Here is a 15,911-nt window from a genome sequence, read left to right on the forward strand (position 1 = left end):
CCGGCCGGGGGACCGCCGGATCGGCATTGTCGGTGCCGGCCGTCATGATGGGATACGTCGTCGGTGAGGACGCGCGGGTCCGCGGCGACGGACGGGCCTGCGGTCATGCGGTTGGGGAGGTGCAGTGGCGGCGTACGACTGCGATGTGCTGGTGATCGGTGCCGGCATCATCGGGCTCTCTACGGCTTACGCGCTCACGCGTGCCGCCCCCGGCACACGCGTCGTGGTCCTGGAGAAGGAGTCCGGTCCGGCCCGCCATCAGACCGGGCGCAACAGCGGCGTCATCCACAGCGGCATCTACTATCCGCCCGGCTCGCTCAAGGCCCGCTACGCCCTCCAGGGCTCGGCGGAAATGGTGAAGTTCTGCACCGAGCACGACATTCCGCACGAGGTCACCGGCAAGCTGATCGTCGCCACCGACCGCAGCGAGCTGCCCCGGTTGCACGGCCTGATCCAGCGCGGCCGCGAGCACGGCCTGCCGGTGCGCGAGCTCGGCCCCGCCCAGATAGCCAGGTACGAACCCGAGGTCCGCGGCCTGGCCGCCATCCATGTCGGCACGACCGGCATCTGCGATTTCGGCGCGGTCGCCCGCCGGTTCGCCCGGCTCGCCGAGGACGCCGGCGCCCGGATCGTCCAGGGCACCGAGGTGACGGCCATCGGCCGCCGCCCCGGCCGGGTGGCGGTCCGCACGGCCGATGGCACGGTCCACCGCGCCCGCGCCCTGGTCAACTGCGCCGGTCTGCACTGCGACCGGATCGCCCGGCTGGCCGGCGACGCCCCGGGCATGCGGATCATCCCGTTCCGTGGTGAGTACTTCACCCTCGCCCCGGAGCGCGCCGCCCTCGTGAAGGGCCTGGTCTACCCGGTCCCCGATCCGGCCTTCCCGTTCCTCGGCGTCCATCTGACCCGCGGCGTCGACGGCGCCGTCCACCTCGGCCCGAACGCCGTCCCCGCCCTGGCCCGTGAGGGCTACGACTGGCGCACGGTGCACCCCGCCGAGCTGGCCGGCACCCTGGCCTACCCCGGCTCCTGGCGGATAGCCCGCCGCCACTGGCGCTACGGCGCCGGCGAGCTGCGCCGCTCGCTGTCCCGGCGTGCCTTCACCGACGCGGTCCGCCGCCTGCTCCCGGCCGTCCGCGAGGAGGACCTGCGCCCGTCCCCGGCCGGCGTCCGCGCCCAGGCCGTCCTCCCCGACGGCACCCTGGTCGACGACTTCCTCTTCGCCGAGTCCCCCGGCATGGTCCATGTCCTGAACGCCCCGTCCCCCGCCGCCACGGCCTCCCTCCCCATCGGCCGCGAGGTGGCCCGCCGGGTCCTGGAAGCGCTACCGACCTGACGGCGCGGGCGCGGACGCGGGGCGGTACGCACCCCGGCCCCACGGCCGACCGCGGCCCACACCCCTGTGCCCCCACACCCGGCCGCTCCCCGTCCCCACCCTCCGTAGAATCACCTCACTGTGTCCGAGAACTCCGCCACCCCCGAGCCCGCCGCCCCCGACGCGCACGCACCGGAGGCACACGCTCCGGAAGCCGCCGCCGACGAGACCCGCGGCCTCGGCTCCACCGCCGTCTCCGCCGCCACCCCGCGCCGCGGCGCGCCCATGTTCCCCGACGGGACGGGCCCCGCCGCCGACCCCGCGGGCTCGCACCACGAGCGGCGGATCCGTTCCTTCCAGCCCCGCCGCAGCCGCGTCTCGCCCAGCCAGGCCGACGCGCTGCGCCGGCGGTGGCCCACCTGGGGGCTGGACATCGACGGGCTGTCGCGCCTGGACCTCGACGCGTTCTTCGACGGGCGGCCGGTCGTCCTGGAGATCGGCTTCGGCATGGGCGAGGCCACGGCACAGATGGCCGCCGCCGACCCGGACACCGGCATCCTCGCCTGTGACGTCCACACCCCCGGCCAGGGCAACCTGCTCGCGCTCGCGGAGCGGATGGGCCTGTCCAACGTCCGGGTGGCCAACGGCGACGCGATCATCCTGCTGCGCGAGATGCTGGCCCCCGGCTCCCTCGCCGGTCTGCGCATCTACTTCCCCGACCCCTGGCCGAAGAAGCGCCACCACAAGCGCCGCCTCATCCAGCCGGAGTTCCTCGCCCTGGCGAGCACCCGGCTCGCGCCCGGCGCCCTCGTCCACTGCGCGACCGACTGGGAGCCGTACGCCGAGCAGATGCTGGAGGTCCTCTCGGCCGAGCCGGCGCTGGAGAACCTCCACCCCGGCTATGCGCCGCGGCCGGAGTTCCGCCCGCTCACCAAGTTCGAGGGCCAGGGCCTGGACAAGGGACATGTCGTGCACGACCTCCTGTTCCGCCGTCGTGCCACGTAGCGCGAAGGCCGCTCGTTAGGGTCGATGGGTGTACCCGTCCCAGCCGCCCCCGCCCCGCCCGCCCGTCCCTCCCCCGTACACACCCCCGGCCGGCCCACCCGGCCCGCACGAGCCCGCCGCCGCGCCCGCCCGGCGCCGGCCCGCCCCGTGGCGCAGCACGACGCTGCGGGCGATCGCCCTGGTCTCGATGCTCGCGCTCTCCGGCGTGATCATCATCGGCCTGGTCCGTCAGGAGACCGGCACCGAGGGCCTGCTGGTCGGCCTCGGCCTGGCCGTGTTCCCGGTACCGCTGCTGATCGCGGCGTTCTGCTGGCTCGACCGCATCGCCCCCGAGCCCTGGCGCAACCTCGCGTTCGCCTTCTCCTGGGGTGCCTGCGCCGCCGCCCTGGTCGCGCTCCTCGCCAACGGCTTCGCGACCGACTGGCTGGCCGCCAACATCGCCTCCGCCTCGCCCTCCGAGGCCGAGACCTGGGGCGCCACGATCATCGCCCCGATCGTCGAGGAGCTGGTCAAGGCCGTCGCCGTGGTGCTCGTCTACCGCTTCCGCCGCCAGGACTTCGACGGCATCACGGACGGCATCGTCATCGCCGGCATCACCGCCACCGGCTTCGCCTTCACCGAGAACATCCTCTACCTGGGCAACGCCTTCGGCGAGGACCAGTCGATGGGCCACTCCGGCCTGGACTCCCTCACCGCCGGCACCTTCTTCCTCCGCATCATCATCTCCCCCTTCGCCCACCCCCTCTTCACCATCCTCACCGGCCTCGCGTTCGGCATCGTCGCCACCCGCTACCCCCGCCGCCGCGGCGCCCGCATCGCGCTCGCCCTCCTCGGCCTGCTCACCGCCGTCCTCCTGCACGCCATCTGGAACGGCGCCTCCGCGCTCGGCGAGCCCGGCTTCCTCACCGTCTACGGCCTCTTCATGGTCCCCGTGCTCCTCGCCCTGACCTGGCTGGCCGTCTGGGCCCGCAACCAGGAGCTGCTCTCCCTGCGCGGCTACCTCGCCCCCTATGCCACCGCCGGCTGGCTCGACCCCACCGAACCCACCGCCCTCTCCTCCCCCAGAACCCGCGCCCTGGCCCGCACCATGACCCGCCGCACCCACGGCCCCGCCGCCGCCCGCGCCGTCACCGAATACACCGCCATCGCCACCACCCTCTCCTTCCACCGCCGCCGCGCCCACCTCCTGGGCCCCACCCCGGACTTCTTCAGCCGCGAACAACACCTCCTGGAACACCTCCGGCACTACCAGGGGTGGGGACGGGCGGCGCTGGTAGAGGCCTGGAGCGACGAGAGCCTGTAGCGGGGGGGAGGCTGGGGCCCGCTCCTCAGCCGGCACGCTAGGAAGCGCCGACCATCCCCCACTCCATCGCTGAGGTGGAACCGGCCCAGCCGTCCGACGTGCGCCAGATCGCCCCAATGCCGTGGTCCTCCAGGTAGTGGGCGTAGACCCCGATGTCCTCGGAGAAAAGCCCCAGAAGATGGGGCTTACGCGCGCCCTTCTGCACGTACCAGAAGTAGCTGTACTCCAACAGTTGCCCCACGGCCTCGCGCACGGCCTGGGTGGCGTTCCCCTTCTTCACCGCCTTGGCTTCGACCAGCCACTCGTCCTGCGCCGTCTGCAGCACCAGGTCCCGTGGATGCACCTGTGCGGTGATCGGCGTGAAGCCTCGCTGACAGATGTAGGGGCCAAAGCGTCGCACCAGTTCCTCATGGACCCGCTTCTTGCGCTGCTCACCGGCCGGGATACGGACGAAGTAGTCCTCACTCGTCTTCGGCCGAAAGCCCTCCAGCCCCTCGTAGGTGGCGTGCCCGTGGGTGGTGTACTCCACCACTGGGCCATCGGGCTCGCTCACCACATCGATCTGGCGCTCCACGACGAGGGCAGCCTGCAGAATCTTGGCCATGTTGCCGAGGTCCGCGCAGAGGTCGCCTTCGCTCGGGAGCCGATCGATCGAGTAGCAGCGCGCGGCCACGCTGCTGGCCTCGTATGCCCGCGCGCGCCAGCCGTGGTGCTGAAAGCGTGGCTGGTCCGTCCACCCTTCAACGAGATCGGAAGAAAGCTCGGCCAGCAACGACTGGCCTCTGACGCCCAAGTGCGTGCGGAGCTTGCTGCCGCAGGTCCCTAGGCGCTCACTGAGCGAGGTGACCCCCTGCTGAAGGGTCAGGGCGACGGACTGCAGATCGGCCGCAAAGATGTAGGCAAGGTAGAGCCCATCGGTGCCGCTGCCTCCCCTGGACGGCTCATACACCTGAATCCACGGGGTCGCCGCGGCACCGCCTTTCCCTCCGTGCCCCTTCGCCTTCATGTCGTAGGGCAAGGCCGCTGCGAGCCGGGTGCCCGCCGCCTTCAGCACCTCTTGTCCTGGGTTCCCCCTGACGGTGCGGAGCGTGGTGTCGAACGTCGTTGCCACATCCAGGAGGAGATCGCGTATACCCATGATCAAAAATTAGATGAAAGCGATCACAAGCGAAATCACGTTGAAGCAACGTGCCCGTGCCGGCAGCCATTGCTGGCCATATGGAATGACGCAATCCTCATGCGTTGTCAGTGGGCCCTGCTACAACTGTCCGCAGAAGCAGCAGACTTCACGTCGAGTGCACGGTCGTCGGCTGCATGCCTGCACGCCCGCCAGCTCCGGGCCCCCTGGCTCTGCTGGCGTGAAGGAAGCTTTCGCCCCAGCCGAGCGCGCGTATCCGCCGCGACCACCCACACCACCAGTCTGGAATCGAGTTGCACCCCTACCCTCACCAGCAGGACATGTTGGAACGGCTGCGCATCGAGCGCGAGATCCACCATCGCCATCGCAACCTGCTGGTAGCAGCCACCGGCACAGGCAAGACCGTGATGGCAGCGCTCGACTACCGGCACCTCATGCAACAGCGGGCCGATACGCCGCCCACGCTCCTCTTCATCGCGCACCGCCAGGAAATTCTGCAGCAGTCGCTCCAGACCTACCGACGGGTGCTCGGCAATACGCACTTCGGGGAGCTACTCGTCGGCGGTTTGGCCCCACGGGACGGGAATCAGGTGTTCGCCAGCGTGCAGTCGCTGCATCAGGGCGCCCTCGACCAACTCGCCCCCGATCGTTTCGACATCATCGTGATCGATGAGTTCCATCACGCAGTGTCGAAGACATATCGCCGCATCATCGAACACTTCCACCCCACCGAGCTACTGGGCCTGACGGCGACACCAGAGCGAATGGATGGCCGCACGGTCCAGGGTGAATTCTTTGAGGGGCGGATCGCTGCCGAGATGCGCCTATGGGAGGCCCTGGAAAACGACCTCCTCAGCCCCTTCCACTACTTCGGCATCGCCGACGACATCGACCTGGAAGCGGTTGCCTGGAAGCGTGGCGCCTACCTCCCACACGAACTGGACGCGCTCCTCAGCGGAAACCACGACCGGGCGAGCTTGGTCGTCAAGGCAGTACAGGACAAGGTGGCCGACCCGCAGACGATGAAGGCGTTGGGGTTCTGCGTCTCCGTAAACCATGCCCGCTTCATGGCCAGCTTCTTTAACCAAGCGGGCTTCCGCGCTCTCGCACTCGACGGGTCGACTCCCTCCGCCGATCGTGCCCTCGCCCTGGCCGCTCTGCGGGACGGCACGGTGCAAGTCCTCTTCTCGGTCGACCTCTTCAATGAGGGTCTGGACATTCCCGACGTTGACACCGTGCTGCTGTTGCGCCCGACCTCCAGCGCCACCATCTTTCTCCAGCAGCTAGGACGCGGACTGCGGCGTACCCCTGGCAAGCGCAGGCTCACCGTCTTGGACTTCATTGGGCAGCATCGCAAGGAGTTCCGCTTCGAGAACCAGTTCCGGGCGCTCACCAACCTCACCCGCAATCGGCTGGTGAACCACCTGGAACGGGACTTCCCCCAGCTGCCCGACGGGTGCCGCATCGTCCTGGATCGCAAGTCAAAGGAAAGGGTTCTGCACAACATCAGAAGCCAGGTGAGCGTCAATGTCACCGAGCTGACCCGCGAAGTCTCTACGTACGCAGAGCCCCAGCTCGCCCGTTACCTGGAGGAGAGCCAGCGCGAGCTCAAGGAGCTCTACAAGTCGAACAACTCATGGACGCGGTTGCTGAGGCGGTCACGCCTCCTGCCCGGGGTCGCACCCGCAGGCGAAGAGGAACTCCTTAAGCGCGTCTCCGCGTTCCTGCACGTAGCCGATCCGCAACGGGTAGCGGCATATACACGCATGCTGTCCGATGACGCGCCGGACTATGACGCACTCGACGCTATGGGCAAGGCGTACGCACGCATGCTGTTCTTCTCCCTCTGGCCGCTGGGCAACGCGTTCTCCAGCTATGCAGAAGGGTTCTCCACCCTTCGCCCTCACAAGGCGTTCCGAAACGAGCTCCGACAGGTGCTCGCGTACAACGTGGCGCACACGGACCATTACCCCCTCCCACTCACCGGGGAGCAACACAGCCTTCCGATGGCCGTGCACGCCTCCTACAGCCGAGAAGAAATTCTGCCCGCCCTCGGACAGGCGGCTGTGGATGGCTTCAAGCCTGGGCACTTCCGTGAAGGGGTGAAGTGGTGCGCGAGCATCAACACGGACGCCCTACTGATCACCTTGGAGAAGGACGAGAAGGACTTCTCACCACAGACCCGCTACCGCGACTACGCGATGAGCCCCACGCAGTTCCACTGGGAGTCGCAAAACCAGACCTCGGAGAACTCTGCGACCGGTCAGCGCTACCAGCAGCACACGGCACGCGGCTCACACGTCCTGCTCTTCGTCCGCCGATACAAGTCGACGGATATGGGTGGGCCGCAACCCTGGATGCTCCTTGGGCCAGCCGCATACATGTCCCACGAGTCCAGCAAGCCCATGGGGATCATCTGGAAGCTCGAGCATCCGCTGCCTGCCGATGTGTGGACCTATGCCGCTCACGCCGGAGGCTAAGCAAGGGCTCCGCGCCTCCTCTAGGGCCGCGACGGACCGCGCGTAAGGTCGGCGATGTTGTCCCCCTATGAGGAGGTTACTGAGATGGCTCAGGTCCCCACCGCACTAGTCGCCGCAACCGGCCTGCTGGGCGGATACGCCGTGGCTCGTTGGACGAAGAAGCGGCCTCTTGGGGGAGTGGCGTTGTTGGCGGCCGGGGCGGTGGCGGCCAAGGGGTGGCAGCAGAAGGCCGGGAACGCGACGGCGGCGGCGTTGGGTGGGGCGTATGTGGCGGCGTCTGCCGGGTCGCATCCGCTGGCGAAGAAGATCGGGGCGTGGCCCTCGGTGTGCGCGGTGGCGGCTGGCATGGCCGCGGCGTCGTGGGCAGTGGTGGACCGCCGACGGCAGGGCTGAGAGCCGGCGGAGTGCGGGCCGGGGCCGGCCCCGGCTTCCGGACCCGGCCCGTCCCACGGGTGGCCCCGGCTCAGGCCGAGGCCTCGTTCAGCAAGGTGAGTTCGGTGTCGCTGAGGGTCAGGTCCCCCACCGCCAGCAGGGCCGGGAGCTGTTCCACCGTGCGGGCGCTGGCGATCGGGGCCGCGACGGTGGGCCGGGCGGCGAGCCAGGCCAGGGCGACGGTGGCGACCTCGGCCTCGTGGGCGGCGGCGACGGTGTCGAGGGCCTCCAGGACCCGCAGGCCGCGGTCGGTGGCCAGATGCTGGGCGGCGGCACCGGAGCGGGCGCTGTCGGTGGTGGTGCCCGGGCGGTACTTGCCGGTCAGGAAGCCGGAGGCGAGGGCGTAGTACGGCACAGCGGCCACGTTGTTGCGGGCCGCCACGTCGGCGAGTTCGCCCTCGTAGGTGTCGCGGGAGACCAGGTTGTAGTGCGGCTGGAGGGCGACGTAGCGGGCCAGGCCCTCGCGGTCCGAGAAGGCGAGGGCCTCCGCCAGGCGCTGCGCCGAGATGTTGGAGGCGGCGATCTCACGGACCTTGCCGGCCCGGACAAGGTCGTCGAGGGCCGTGAGGAACTCCCCGACCTCGACCGATTCGTCGTCGTAGTGGGTGTAGTAGAGGTCGATGTAGTCGGTGCGCAGGCGGGTCAGGGACTCGTCGACCGCGGCCTTGATCGTCGCGGCGGACAGGCCCTTGCGGTCCGGGTGGGCGCCGACCTTGGTGGCGATGACGACGTCGGAGCGGTTGCCGCGCGAGGCCAGCCAGTTGCCGAGGACGGTCTCGGACTCGCCGCCCTTGTTGCCCGGGACCCACGCCGAGTAGACGTCGGCGGTGTCGATGAAGTTGCCGCCGCCGGCCACATACGCGTCGAGCACGGCGAAGGACTCGGCCTCGTCGGCCGTCCAGCCGAAGACGTTGCCGCCCAGGGAGAGCGGGGAGACCGAGAGCGAACCGAGGGACTTGGGGGCGTGGGCGGCGTGCGGGCCTTGAGACGTGGTCATGCGTGGTGTCAACGTCGCGGGGGCGGAGGCTATTCCTGGGGGCCGGGTGGCCCGCGACGGCCGGGAACCCGGGCTCCCGCACCACGTCCCCGCCACACGCCCGCGTGCTTCGGCCGCCGCGCCCCACACCGGCTGCCGTAGCGGCAGTTACACCTTGATCCCGTGGTCCCGCAGCCACGGCATCGGGTCGATCGGGTCGCCGCCGCCGGGGCGCACCTCCAGATGGAGATGGGGGCCGGTGACATTGCCGGTGGCGCCGACGCGGGCGATGACCTCGCCCGTGCGTACCTTGCCGGAGGTCCGCACCATCGAGGACAGATGGCAGAACCAGAGTTCGGTGCCGTCGTCGAGGGTGAGGACGATGCGATAGCCGTACGCACCGGCCCAGCCGGCCTGGGCGATGGTGCCGGAGTGGATCGCCTTGACGGGCGTGCCGGACGGTGCGGCGAAGTCCTGTCCGGTGTGGTCCGCGGCCCAGCGGTCGCCGGACTCGCCGAAGCCGGCGGTCAGGGTGAACGAGGCAACGGGGGCGGTAAAGCTCTGGGCCAGCTTGGCGAGGCGCGCGGCCTCCGCCTTCTGACGGGCCGCTTCTTCGGCCTGGCGCTTGGCCTCCATCTCCGCTGCCTTCTTGGCCGTGGCGGCCTTCTCGGCCGACTGCTGGTGGGCGGTGGCTTCCTTCTCGGCCTGCTGGAGGGCGGTGTGCTCGGCGGTGTCGCGGGCCTCCTGCTCGCCGGCGCCCTGCTGCACGTCGGCCTGCTGGAGGATCCGGCTGCGCAGCGCCTCACCGGGGCCCGCACCGCCGTCGTCCGCGCCCGAACCGGTGCCCTGGCCGAGGGGGCCGGAGACGGCCGCTACCGGGGAGCCGGAGGCCGGGGCGGCGGCCGCGGTGTTGGTGGCGTCCGCGGTGTGGGTGGCGTCCGCGTCCGCGTCGGATATGAGGCCGCCGACGCCCGGGAGGGACGCGGCGTCCGGGAGGGCGTCGGAGAGGCCGTCGGCCATTCCGCCGACGTCGGGCATCGAGATCGGGAGCGGCGGGCGGTCCTCGGCGGAGGCCATTCCGCTCGCGCCGACCGCGGCGATCACTCCGACACCCAGGACCGTGCCGCCACGGGTGAGACCGCCGGCGCGCTGCTTGGCCACCCGGTGCTTACCGCGGACGGAGGGGACGGATTCCTCGGTGGGATTCCATTCCTCCCACGGACCGTCGCCGTTCCCGTCCGGATCACCGGGGCCCGGTAAGGCACCTCGGTCATCGGGCCCGTAGGCGGACGGACCCTCGGGGGCAGGCCTGTTGGACGCCACGGAGGCGCACTCCTTTCCTTCCTTCTCGCCTACCGGGTTAGCTGACGGGTTCGGAGCAGGAAGGTCTCCTACGGCCGCCCGCTGGCGGAGGGCGTCCGATTCACCCCAAGGAAGTGGTTCCCCGGTTCCCTTGGTGCAGTTCGAGGTGCTGGGGGTGCGTGAAAAGCGCATGCGGGATTCGGCGTCAGCGCACGGTGCCGCCTCTTGCGGCGGCTGGGACGACCGCGCTGCGTTATCGGACAGTAATAGAGATCGCATCCGAATTCCAAGCCTTCCCGCGAACCGATACGGCCGGTGCACGAGCCCGGTCAGGGACTTTGCGGCGGATCGGGGTCACAAACGGGCGAGTCACCCACCCGGCTCTAAACGATCTCGTGGTGATTGTGCGTCAGTTGTTATGCGGAGGGGTGGGCCTCAGTTACGGAACGTGAGAGCAGTGGCGTCGGCTCATGGTCGTCAGCGCCGGGTACACGGGTCATGGCGAGGGCGCCGGTGGCGCGACTCGTCCGGTCGCCGCTCGACGGCCGGCCCGGCGGCGGGCACCGGATCTCGCACGAGCGGCCACCCCCGGAACCTGAGCCCCGGCAGGCACGCCCCCGCCCCCTACTCCCCCATCGGCCGCTGCACCGCCAGCAGGGCCAGATCGTCGGCCGGTTCGCCGCCCGTGTGCCGGGTGACGTCCTCGATGAGGGTGTCCAGGAGGACGTCCGGGCCCGGGAAGCGGCCGCCGCGCAGTCTGCCCGGCGGGTGGTAGCTGCGGCCGAACAGATCACGGGCCGCGCTCACCCCGTCGGTGAAGCAGAGCAGCAGGGCCCCGGCCGGGAAGAACGTCTCGTCCGGCCGGCCGGGCCGGCTGCCCACCGCGCTCATCCCCAGCGGCAGCCCCGGCTCCGCGGGGAGCAGCTCGCGCAGCCCGCCGTCCGGGGCGAGCAGCAGCGGGGCGGGGTGGCCGCGGTTGAGCACCCGCAGGACGGACGGCTCGCCGGCGGGCAGCTCGGCCAGGAGGGCGGTGGCGAAGTCCTCGGACCGGTCGGGGCCCTCGCCGCCCCGCTCGCGCTCCCGTTCCAGCGCCCGCTCCAGCCGCCCCGCCACCGCCTCCAGGCTCGCCTCCTGATCCGCCGCCTCACGGAACGCGCCGAGGACGGTCATCGCGGACGCCACCGCCGGCAGGCCCTTGCCCCGTACGTCGCCGACGATCAGCCGTACGCCGTGCGGGGTGTCCTGCACCGCGTAGAGGTCGCCGCCGGTTCCGGAAGCCGCCCGCGCACCCCGGTAGCGGGCGGCGACGGCGAACCCGGCGAGCCGGGCGGGCGGCGTGGGCAGGACGGCGCGCTGGGCGGCCGCGGCCTCCCGCACGGCTTCCGGGGGCCCGCCGGCCCGCACCACCCGGTGGATGGCCAGCGCGAGCAGGGAGACGGCGAGGACCAGGACGATCTCCGTCACCGCGGCCCCGCGCGACGGCGCGGCACCGCGGTGGACAACGGTCCAGATCTCGCCGAGCGTGGCCGCCAGGGCCGTCAGCGCGGTGGTCCGCAGCGAGGACAGCGGCGCGGCCGTCGGCGGGGCGGCGGCGAAGAAGGGGGCGGCGGTGCAGCCGGGCGGCGCCGCCACGCCGAAGGCCAGGCCGCCGATGATCAGCAGCGCCGGGACGCGGCCCACCAGGCGTCGCACGGCCGGGGACACCGGGGCCCGCCGCTCCCCGCCGCCCTCGGAGGGCGCCGCACCGTCGCGCATCCGCACCGGCCCCTTCGCCCGCCGCCCGTCCGCACGGGCACCCGGCTGTCCGTCCCGCCGTCCCAGGGTTGCCGCTACGGGACGGGGCGGCGAGTCACCGGGGGCCGGACGGGTCATCCGCGTCCGGACGCCCTCGCCCGAGCCGGCGCGCTCCAGGAGCGCTCGCGGCAGGGCCACTTGGGCCCTCACGACGGCGGGGGACGGCGAAGGGCCCGGACCGTCTCCGGTCCGGGCCCTTCGGGGTGCCGGTGGGCGCCGCGGACGGCTCTCCCGTCCGTTTCTGGTGGGCCATCAGGGGCTCGAACCCTGAACCAATGGATTAAAAGTCCACTGCTCTGCCAATTGAGCTAATGGCCCGCACCGAGCAGCATAGCCCGAGGAGGTCCCACAGCCCGAAGCCATAAGCCGCACGGGCTTCCGGGCGGGTGTCCCGGGGCCGTTTCCCGGGGTGTGCGGCCGCCCCAACGCGCAGGGCCCGTACGGCACTTGCGTGCGTACGGGCCCCTCGTCATGCGCGCCGGTCAGGCGTCAGCGATCAGCTGTTGCGCTTCCAGCGCGGCTTGTCCTCGCGACGGCCGAAGCCGCCGGTCGTGGCGCCACGGTGGTCGTCGCGGCGGCCGTAGGGGCGGTCGCCGCCGGAGCGGTGGCCACCGGTGGAGGGACGGCCGCCGGAGCGGTCGTCACGGTTGAAGGGACGGTCACCGCCACCGGAGCGGTAGCCGCCGGTGGCGGGACGGCCGCCGGAGCGGTCGTCACGGTTGAACGGGCGGCTGGGACGGTCACCGCGGTCGCGGTTGAAGCCGCCGCGGTCGTCACGGCGCTCGAAGGAACGGCCACCGGAACGGTCGTCACGACGGTCACGGTTGAACCCGCCACGGTCGCCACCGCGCTCGTCACGACGGTCGAAGGAACGCCCGCCCGAGCGGTCGTCACGACGGTCACGGTTGAACCCGCCACGGTCGCCACCGCGCTCGTCACGACGGTCGAAGGAACGCCCGCCCGAGCGGTCGTCACGACGGTCACGGTTGAACCCGCCACGGTCGCCACCGCGGTCACGGTTGAAGCCACCGCGGTCACCGCGGTCGAAGGAGCGGCCGCCGGAGCGGTCGTCGCGGCGGTCGCGGCGGTCGAAGTTGCCCCGCTCGTCGCGGCGCTCGTCCGGTGCGGTGCTCTGGGCCGGCACGGCGGCCGCGGCGGCGGCCTCCGCCTCGGCGGTCTGCGCGGCGGCGGCCAGCGCCTCCGCGGGGTCCTCGCCACGCTCACGGGCGGCGCGGGCGGTCAGCCGGTCGGCCTCCTCGCGCAGCTCGGTGGCGCGGCGCTGCAGACGCTCCAGCTCGCGGGTGACCTCGGCCACCTCGCGCTCGGCCTGCTTGGCGGAGTTGTTCGCACCGTCGGCCTGGACCTCGGTGAGCGAGCGCGCGCCGGTGATGCGGGCGACGTCCTCGTCGAAGGTACCGGAGCCGCCGACGATGTGGCGCGAGGCGTCCACGCCCGCGTCCTCCATCAGCCGGAAGATCTGGCGGCGCTGGTGCGGCAGCGACAGCGAGACGACCGTGCCGGACTGGCCGGCGCGGGCGGTACGGCCCGAGCGGTGCAGGTAGTCCTTGTGGTCACCGGCCGGGTCGACGTTCAGGACCAGGTCGATGCCGTCGACGTGGATACCGCGGGCGGCGACGTCGGTGGCGACCAGCGCGTTGACGTAGCCGTCCTTGAAGTCCGCGAGGACCCGGGTGCGGGCGCCCTGCGTCATGCCGCCGTGCAGCGCGTCGGCCTTCACGCCGGACTCGACGAGCTGCTCGGCGATGCGGTCGGCGCCCAGCTGGGTGCGGACGAAGATGATGGTGCGGCCCTTGCGGGCGGCGATGGCGGCGGTGACCGGCGCCTTGTCCTTCGGCTTCACGACCAGGACGTGGTGGGTCATGGTGGTGACGTTGCCCTGGGCGCTGTCGACCTCGTGGCTGACCGGGTTGGTCAGGTAGCGCTTGACCAGGGTGCCGATCTCGTTCTCCATCGTGGCGGAGAACAGCATCCGCTGACCGCCCGCGGGCACCTGGTCGAGCAGCTCGGTGACCTCGGGCAGGAAGCCCAGGTCGGACATCTGGTCGGCCTCGTCGAGGACGGCGACCTGGACGTTCTCCAGGGAGCAGGCGCCACGGTTGATGATGTCGCGCAGCCGGCCCGGGGTGGCGACGAGGACGTCGACGCCGCGCTCCAGGGCGTAGATCTGGTTGCCCATGGACGTACCGCCGCAGACGACCTTCATCTTGAGGCCGAGCACGTCGCCGTAGGGCTGGAGGGCGTCCGCGACCTGCATCGCGAGCTCACGGGTCGGGGTGAGGATGACCGCGCGGGGCTTCTTCTTCTCGGTGTGGCCGCCGGCCAGCGTGGCCAGGGTCGGCAGACCGAAGGAGAGCGTCTTGCCGGAGCCGGTGCGGCCACGGCCGAGGATGTCCTTGCCGGCCAGCGCGTCCGGGATGGTCGCGGCCTGGATCGGGAAGGGGGTGGTGACGCCGTTCTGCGCGAGCTTGCGGACGACGCCCTCGGGCAGTCCGAGGTCGGCGAAGGTGACGGTGTCGGTGGCGGCTTCGGCCGCGTCGGTCTCGGGCGCCTCGTCGGCCGCCGTCACCTCGGAAACCGTCTGCTCGTCGATTGCGGGCATGACGGACTGCTCAGTGGAAATGGACATGCGAAATGCGAAACCTTCCGGAGTCTCGGCACGCGCCCAAACTCCGTGTGTTTCACACGACCGCCTCTATGCGGTCAGCCACGGCAAGGGAGAGAACGCGCCACGCGGCGCGCTTCTGTTCTGGCGCCGGGCAAATGGGATCAAACGATCTACCACCATACGCACTCCGCCCCCCGAATGGCAAATGACCTTCCGGTCACGCCCTCCGCCCCACGCCCGGCGCCCTCACCCGCCCCCGCCGGGACCCGCTCAGGCCTCGTCGTCCTCGTACCCGTCCGGCTGCGAGGCCACCGGCGACACGGGCGACGGCCCCGACGCCTGGGAGCTCGGCGGCGGCGCGGGAGTGGTCGGCGGCGGGGACGGCTGCGCGGGCGGTGTGGCGGGGGAGGTCTGGGCCGGCGGCGTGGCCGGGTGGTCGGGGCGGGAGGGCGAGGGCCTGGGGTGGCCGGGGCGGCCGCCGTGCCCGCCGTGGCCCGCTCCCGCGCCGGGCTCGGGGCCCGACGGCTGCACCGGCTGGGACGGCGCACCGGGGTCGGACGGCGACGGCTCCGCGCTCTGCGACTCCTCGGCTTCCTTGTCGTCGCCGCCGGCCGGGTGCGCGGCGCCACCGCGCCCCATCCGCCGTGGACCGCCGCCGCGGCCGTCCACGGACACCCCGCCGGAGCCGGGCGCCCCGTCCTTCGCGCCGTGCCGGGACGTACTACCGGACTGTTTCGGCTGTTCGGGGTCGCTCACGTTCATGCAGGCGGCCAGTGAGAGGGCCAGCGCGGAGACGGTCACGGCCGCGGCGACGCGCGGGCGGAGCCGGGCCGCCGGGGGACGGGTGGCGGGGACGGGGGCGGGAACGCTCGACGACGACGGGGACGGTGTCGGCATCGGGGGCGAATGGCGGTAAGGGCGCGGGCGCACGGCGGGACCTCCGGATCCGGAGCGCAGGGACAGCGGCACGGACGCCCTGCCCAACTCCCGCCGCCCGCCCGAGGACACGCGCGACACCCCGCGGATCGCCCCCGGAGTGCCGCCGGGGCCCGGCCCGGCCCGCCGCCGTACTAGCCGTACCCGAGCGCGTGCAGCCGCTCGTCGTCGATCCCGAAGTGGTGCGCGATCTCGTGAACGACCGTCACCTCGGTCTCCGCGACCACGTCCTCGCGGGTGTCGCACATCCGCAGCGTCGGCCCCCGGTAGACGGTGATCCGGTCCGGCAGCACCCCCGCGTACCACTCCCCCCGGTCGGTCAGCGGCGTCCCCTCGTAGAGCCCGAGCAGCCCGGGGTCGCCGGCCGGCGGCTCGTCCTCGACGAAGACCGCCACGTTGTCCATCAGCCGGGTCAGCTCCGGCGGGATCCGGTCCAGGGCCTCGGCGACCAGTTCCTCGAACTCCTCGCGCGTCATTTCCAGCACACCCCCATTCTCCGCCACCCGGCCCCCGGACGACCCTCCTGGACCGCACGCCGCACCGCGGCCCAACCGGAAGTCCCCGCTCCCCGCTTAACGGCCGCACGGTGGGGCATACGGGACCA

11 protein-coding genes, 1 tRNA gene, 1 pseudogene and 1 riboswitch are annotated in these 15,911 nt (G+C 71.8%); of the genes and pseudogenes, 5 read left to right on the forward strand and 8 right to left on the reverse strand.

The window, feature by feature from the left end:
* Positions 1-124: 124 nt before the first annotated feature.
* From lhgO to ACQP17_RS17200, 3 genes are all read left to right on the forward strand, one after another.
* The gene (gene lhgO / locus ACQP17_RS17190) at positions 125-1,336 is read left to right on the forward strand and encodes an L-2-hydroxyglutarate oxidase (RefSeq protein ID WP_433857070.1); all 1,212 of its coding nucleotides are present in this window, start codon (positions 125-127) and stop codon (positions 1,334-1,336) included.
* Positions 1,337-1,456: 120 nt separating this feature from the next.
* Positions 1,457-2,320: a tRNA (guanosine(46)-N7)-methyltransferase TrmB gene (gene trmB, locus ACQP17_RS17195; protein WP_433857071.1), complete on the forward strand. Its 864-nt coding sequence runs from the start codon at positions 1,457-1,459 to the stop codon at positions 2,318-2,320.
* A 28-nt stretch (positions 2,321-2,348) separates the two neighbouring features.
* Positions 2,349-3,623, forward strand: coding sequence for a PrsW family intramembrane metalloprotease (locus tag ACQP17_RS17200; RefSeq protein ID WP_433857072.1), 1,275 nt, complete (start codon positions 2,349-2,351; stop codon positions 3,621-3,623).
* A gap of 37 nt (positions 3,624-3,660) precedes the next feature.
* Here ACQP17_RS17200 and ACQP17_RS17205 read toward each other — a convergent pair whose 3' ends face one another.
* A complete protein-coding gene (locus ACQP17_RS17205; RefSeq protein ID WP_433857073.1) occupies positions 3,661-4,761 on the reverse strand; it encodes an MrcB family domain-containing protein in 1,101 nt (366 codons plus the stop codon).
* 281 nt (positions 4,762-5,042) lie between these two features.
* Here ACQP17_RS17205 and ACQP17_RS17210 point away from each other — a divergent pair.
* Positions 5,043-7,241, forward strand: a pseudogene (locus tag ACQP17_RS17210) (DUF3427 domain-containing protein); the annotation flags it as partial.
* A gap of 84 nt (positions 7,242-7,325) precedes the next feature.
* On the forward strand, positions 7,326-7,634 hold the full coding sequence (locus ACQP17_RS17215) for a hypothetical protein (protein WP_433857074.1): 309 nt from the start codon (positions 7,326-7,328) through the stop codon (positions 7,632-7,634).
* 70 nt (positions 7,635-7,704) lie between these two features.
* Here the strand turns inward: ACQP17_RS17215 and ACQP17_RS17220 are convergent, their stop codons facing one another.
* The 7 genes from ACQP17_RS17220 to ACQP17_RS17250 all read right to left on the reverse strand — a co-directional run bounded on the left by ACQP17_RS17220 (position 7,705) and on the right by ACQP17_RS17250 (position 15,792).
* A complete protein-coding gene (locus ACQP17_RS17220; protein ID WP_433857075.1) occupies positions 7,705-8,670 on the reverse strand; it encodes an aldo/keto reductase in 966 nt (321 codons plus the stop codon).
* A gap of 147 nt (positions 8,671-8,817) precedes the next feature.
* Positions 8,818-9,972 (reverse strand): M23 family metallopeptidase, encoded by a 1,155-nt coding sequence (locus tag ACQP17_RS17225; protein ID WP_433857076.1) that lies wholly within the window; start codon positions 9,970-9,972, stop codon positions 8,818-8,820.
* A gap of 11 nt (positions 9,973-9,983) precedes the next feature.
* Positions 9,984-10,130: riboswitch (cyclic di-AMP (ydaO/yuaA leader) on the reverse strand.
* Between the two features lie 445 nt (positions 10,131-10,575).
* Positions 10,576-11,706 carry a PP2C family protein-serine/threonine phosphatase gene (locus tag ACQP17_RS17230; RefSeq protein WP_433857077.1) on the reverse strand — a complete coding sequence of 377 codons (1,131 nt, stop codon included), beginning with the start codon at positions 11,704-11,706 and terminating at the stop codon, positions 10,576-10,578.
* A 281-nt stretch (positions 11,707-11,987) separates the two neighbouring features.
* Positions 11,988-12,063 (reverse strand) — tRNA-Lys (locus ACQP17_RS17235).
* 178 nt (positions 12,064-12,241) lie between these two features.
* Positions 12,242-14,392: a DEAD/DEAH box helicase gene (locus tag ACQP17_RS17240; protein ID WP_433857078.1), complete on the reverse strand. Its 2,151-nt coding sequence runs from the start codon at positions 14,390-14,392 to the stop codon at positions 12,242-12,244.
* Between the two features lie 249 nt (positions 14,393-14,641).
* Entirely contained in the window at positions 14,642-15,268 is a 627-nt protein-coding gene (locus ACQP17_RS17245; protein ID WP_433857079.1) for a hypothetical protein, read from the reverse strand.
* A gap of 173 nt (positions 15,269-15,441) precedes the next feature.
* The gene (locus ACQP17_RS17250; protein ID WP_329149645.1) at positions 15,442-15,792 is read right to left on the reverse strand and encodes a metallopeptidase family protein; all 351 of its coding nucleotides are present in this window, start codon (positions 15,790-15,792) and stop codon (positions 15,442-15,444) included.
* Positions 15,793-15,911 lie beyond the last annotated feature (119 nt).

The organism is Streptomyces kronopolitis (assembly GCF_050953795.1).
Taxonomy (GTDB): domain Bacteria; phylum Actinomycetota; class Actinomycetes; order Streptomycetales; family Streptomycetaceae; genus Streptomyces; species Streptomyces kronopolitis_A.

Bases quoted from the DNA above. Each gene is read 5' to 3' on its own strand.
- ACQP17_RS17230 (WP_433857077.1), bottom strand. From the start codon at position 11,706: ATGCGCGACGGTGCGGCGCCCTCCGAGGGCGGCGGGGAGCGGCGGGCC.
- ACQP17_RS17245 (WP_433857079.1), bottom strand. From the start codon at position 15,268: ATGCCGACACCGTCCCCGTCGTCGTCGAGCGTTCCCGCCCCCGTCCCC.
- ACQP17_RS17220 (WP_433857075.1), bottom strand. From the start codon at position 8,670: ATGACCACGTCTCAAGGCCCGCACGCCGCCCACGCCCCCAAGTCCCTC.
- ACQP17_RS17205 (WP_433857073.1), bottom strand. From the start codon at position 4,761: ATGGGTATACGCGATCTCCTCCTGGATGTGGCAACGACGTTCGACACC.
- ACQP17_RS17240 (WP_433857078.1), bottom strand. From the start codon at position 14,392: ATGTCCATTTCCACTGAGCAGTCCGTCATGCCCGCAATCGACGAGCAG.
- ACQP17_RS17215 (WP_433857074.1), top strand. From the start codon at position 7,326: ATGGCTCAGGTCCCCACCGCACTAGTCGCCGCAACCGGCCTGCTGGGC.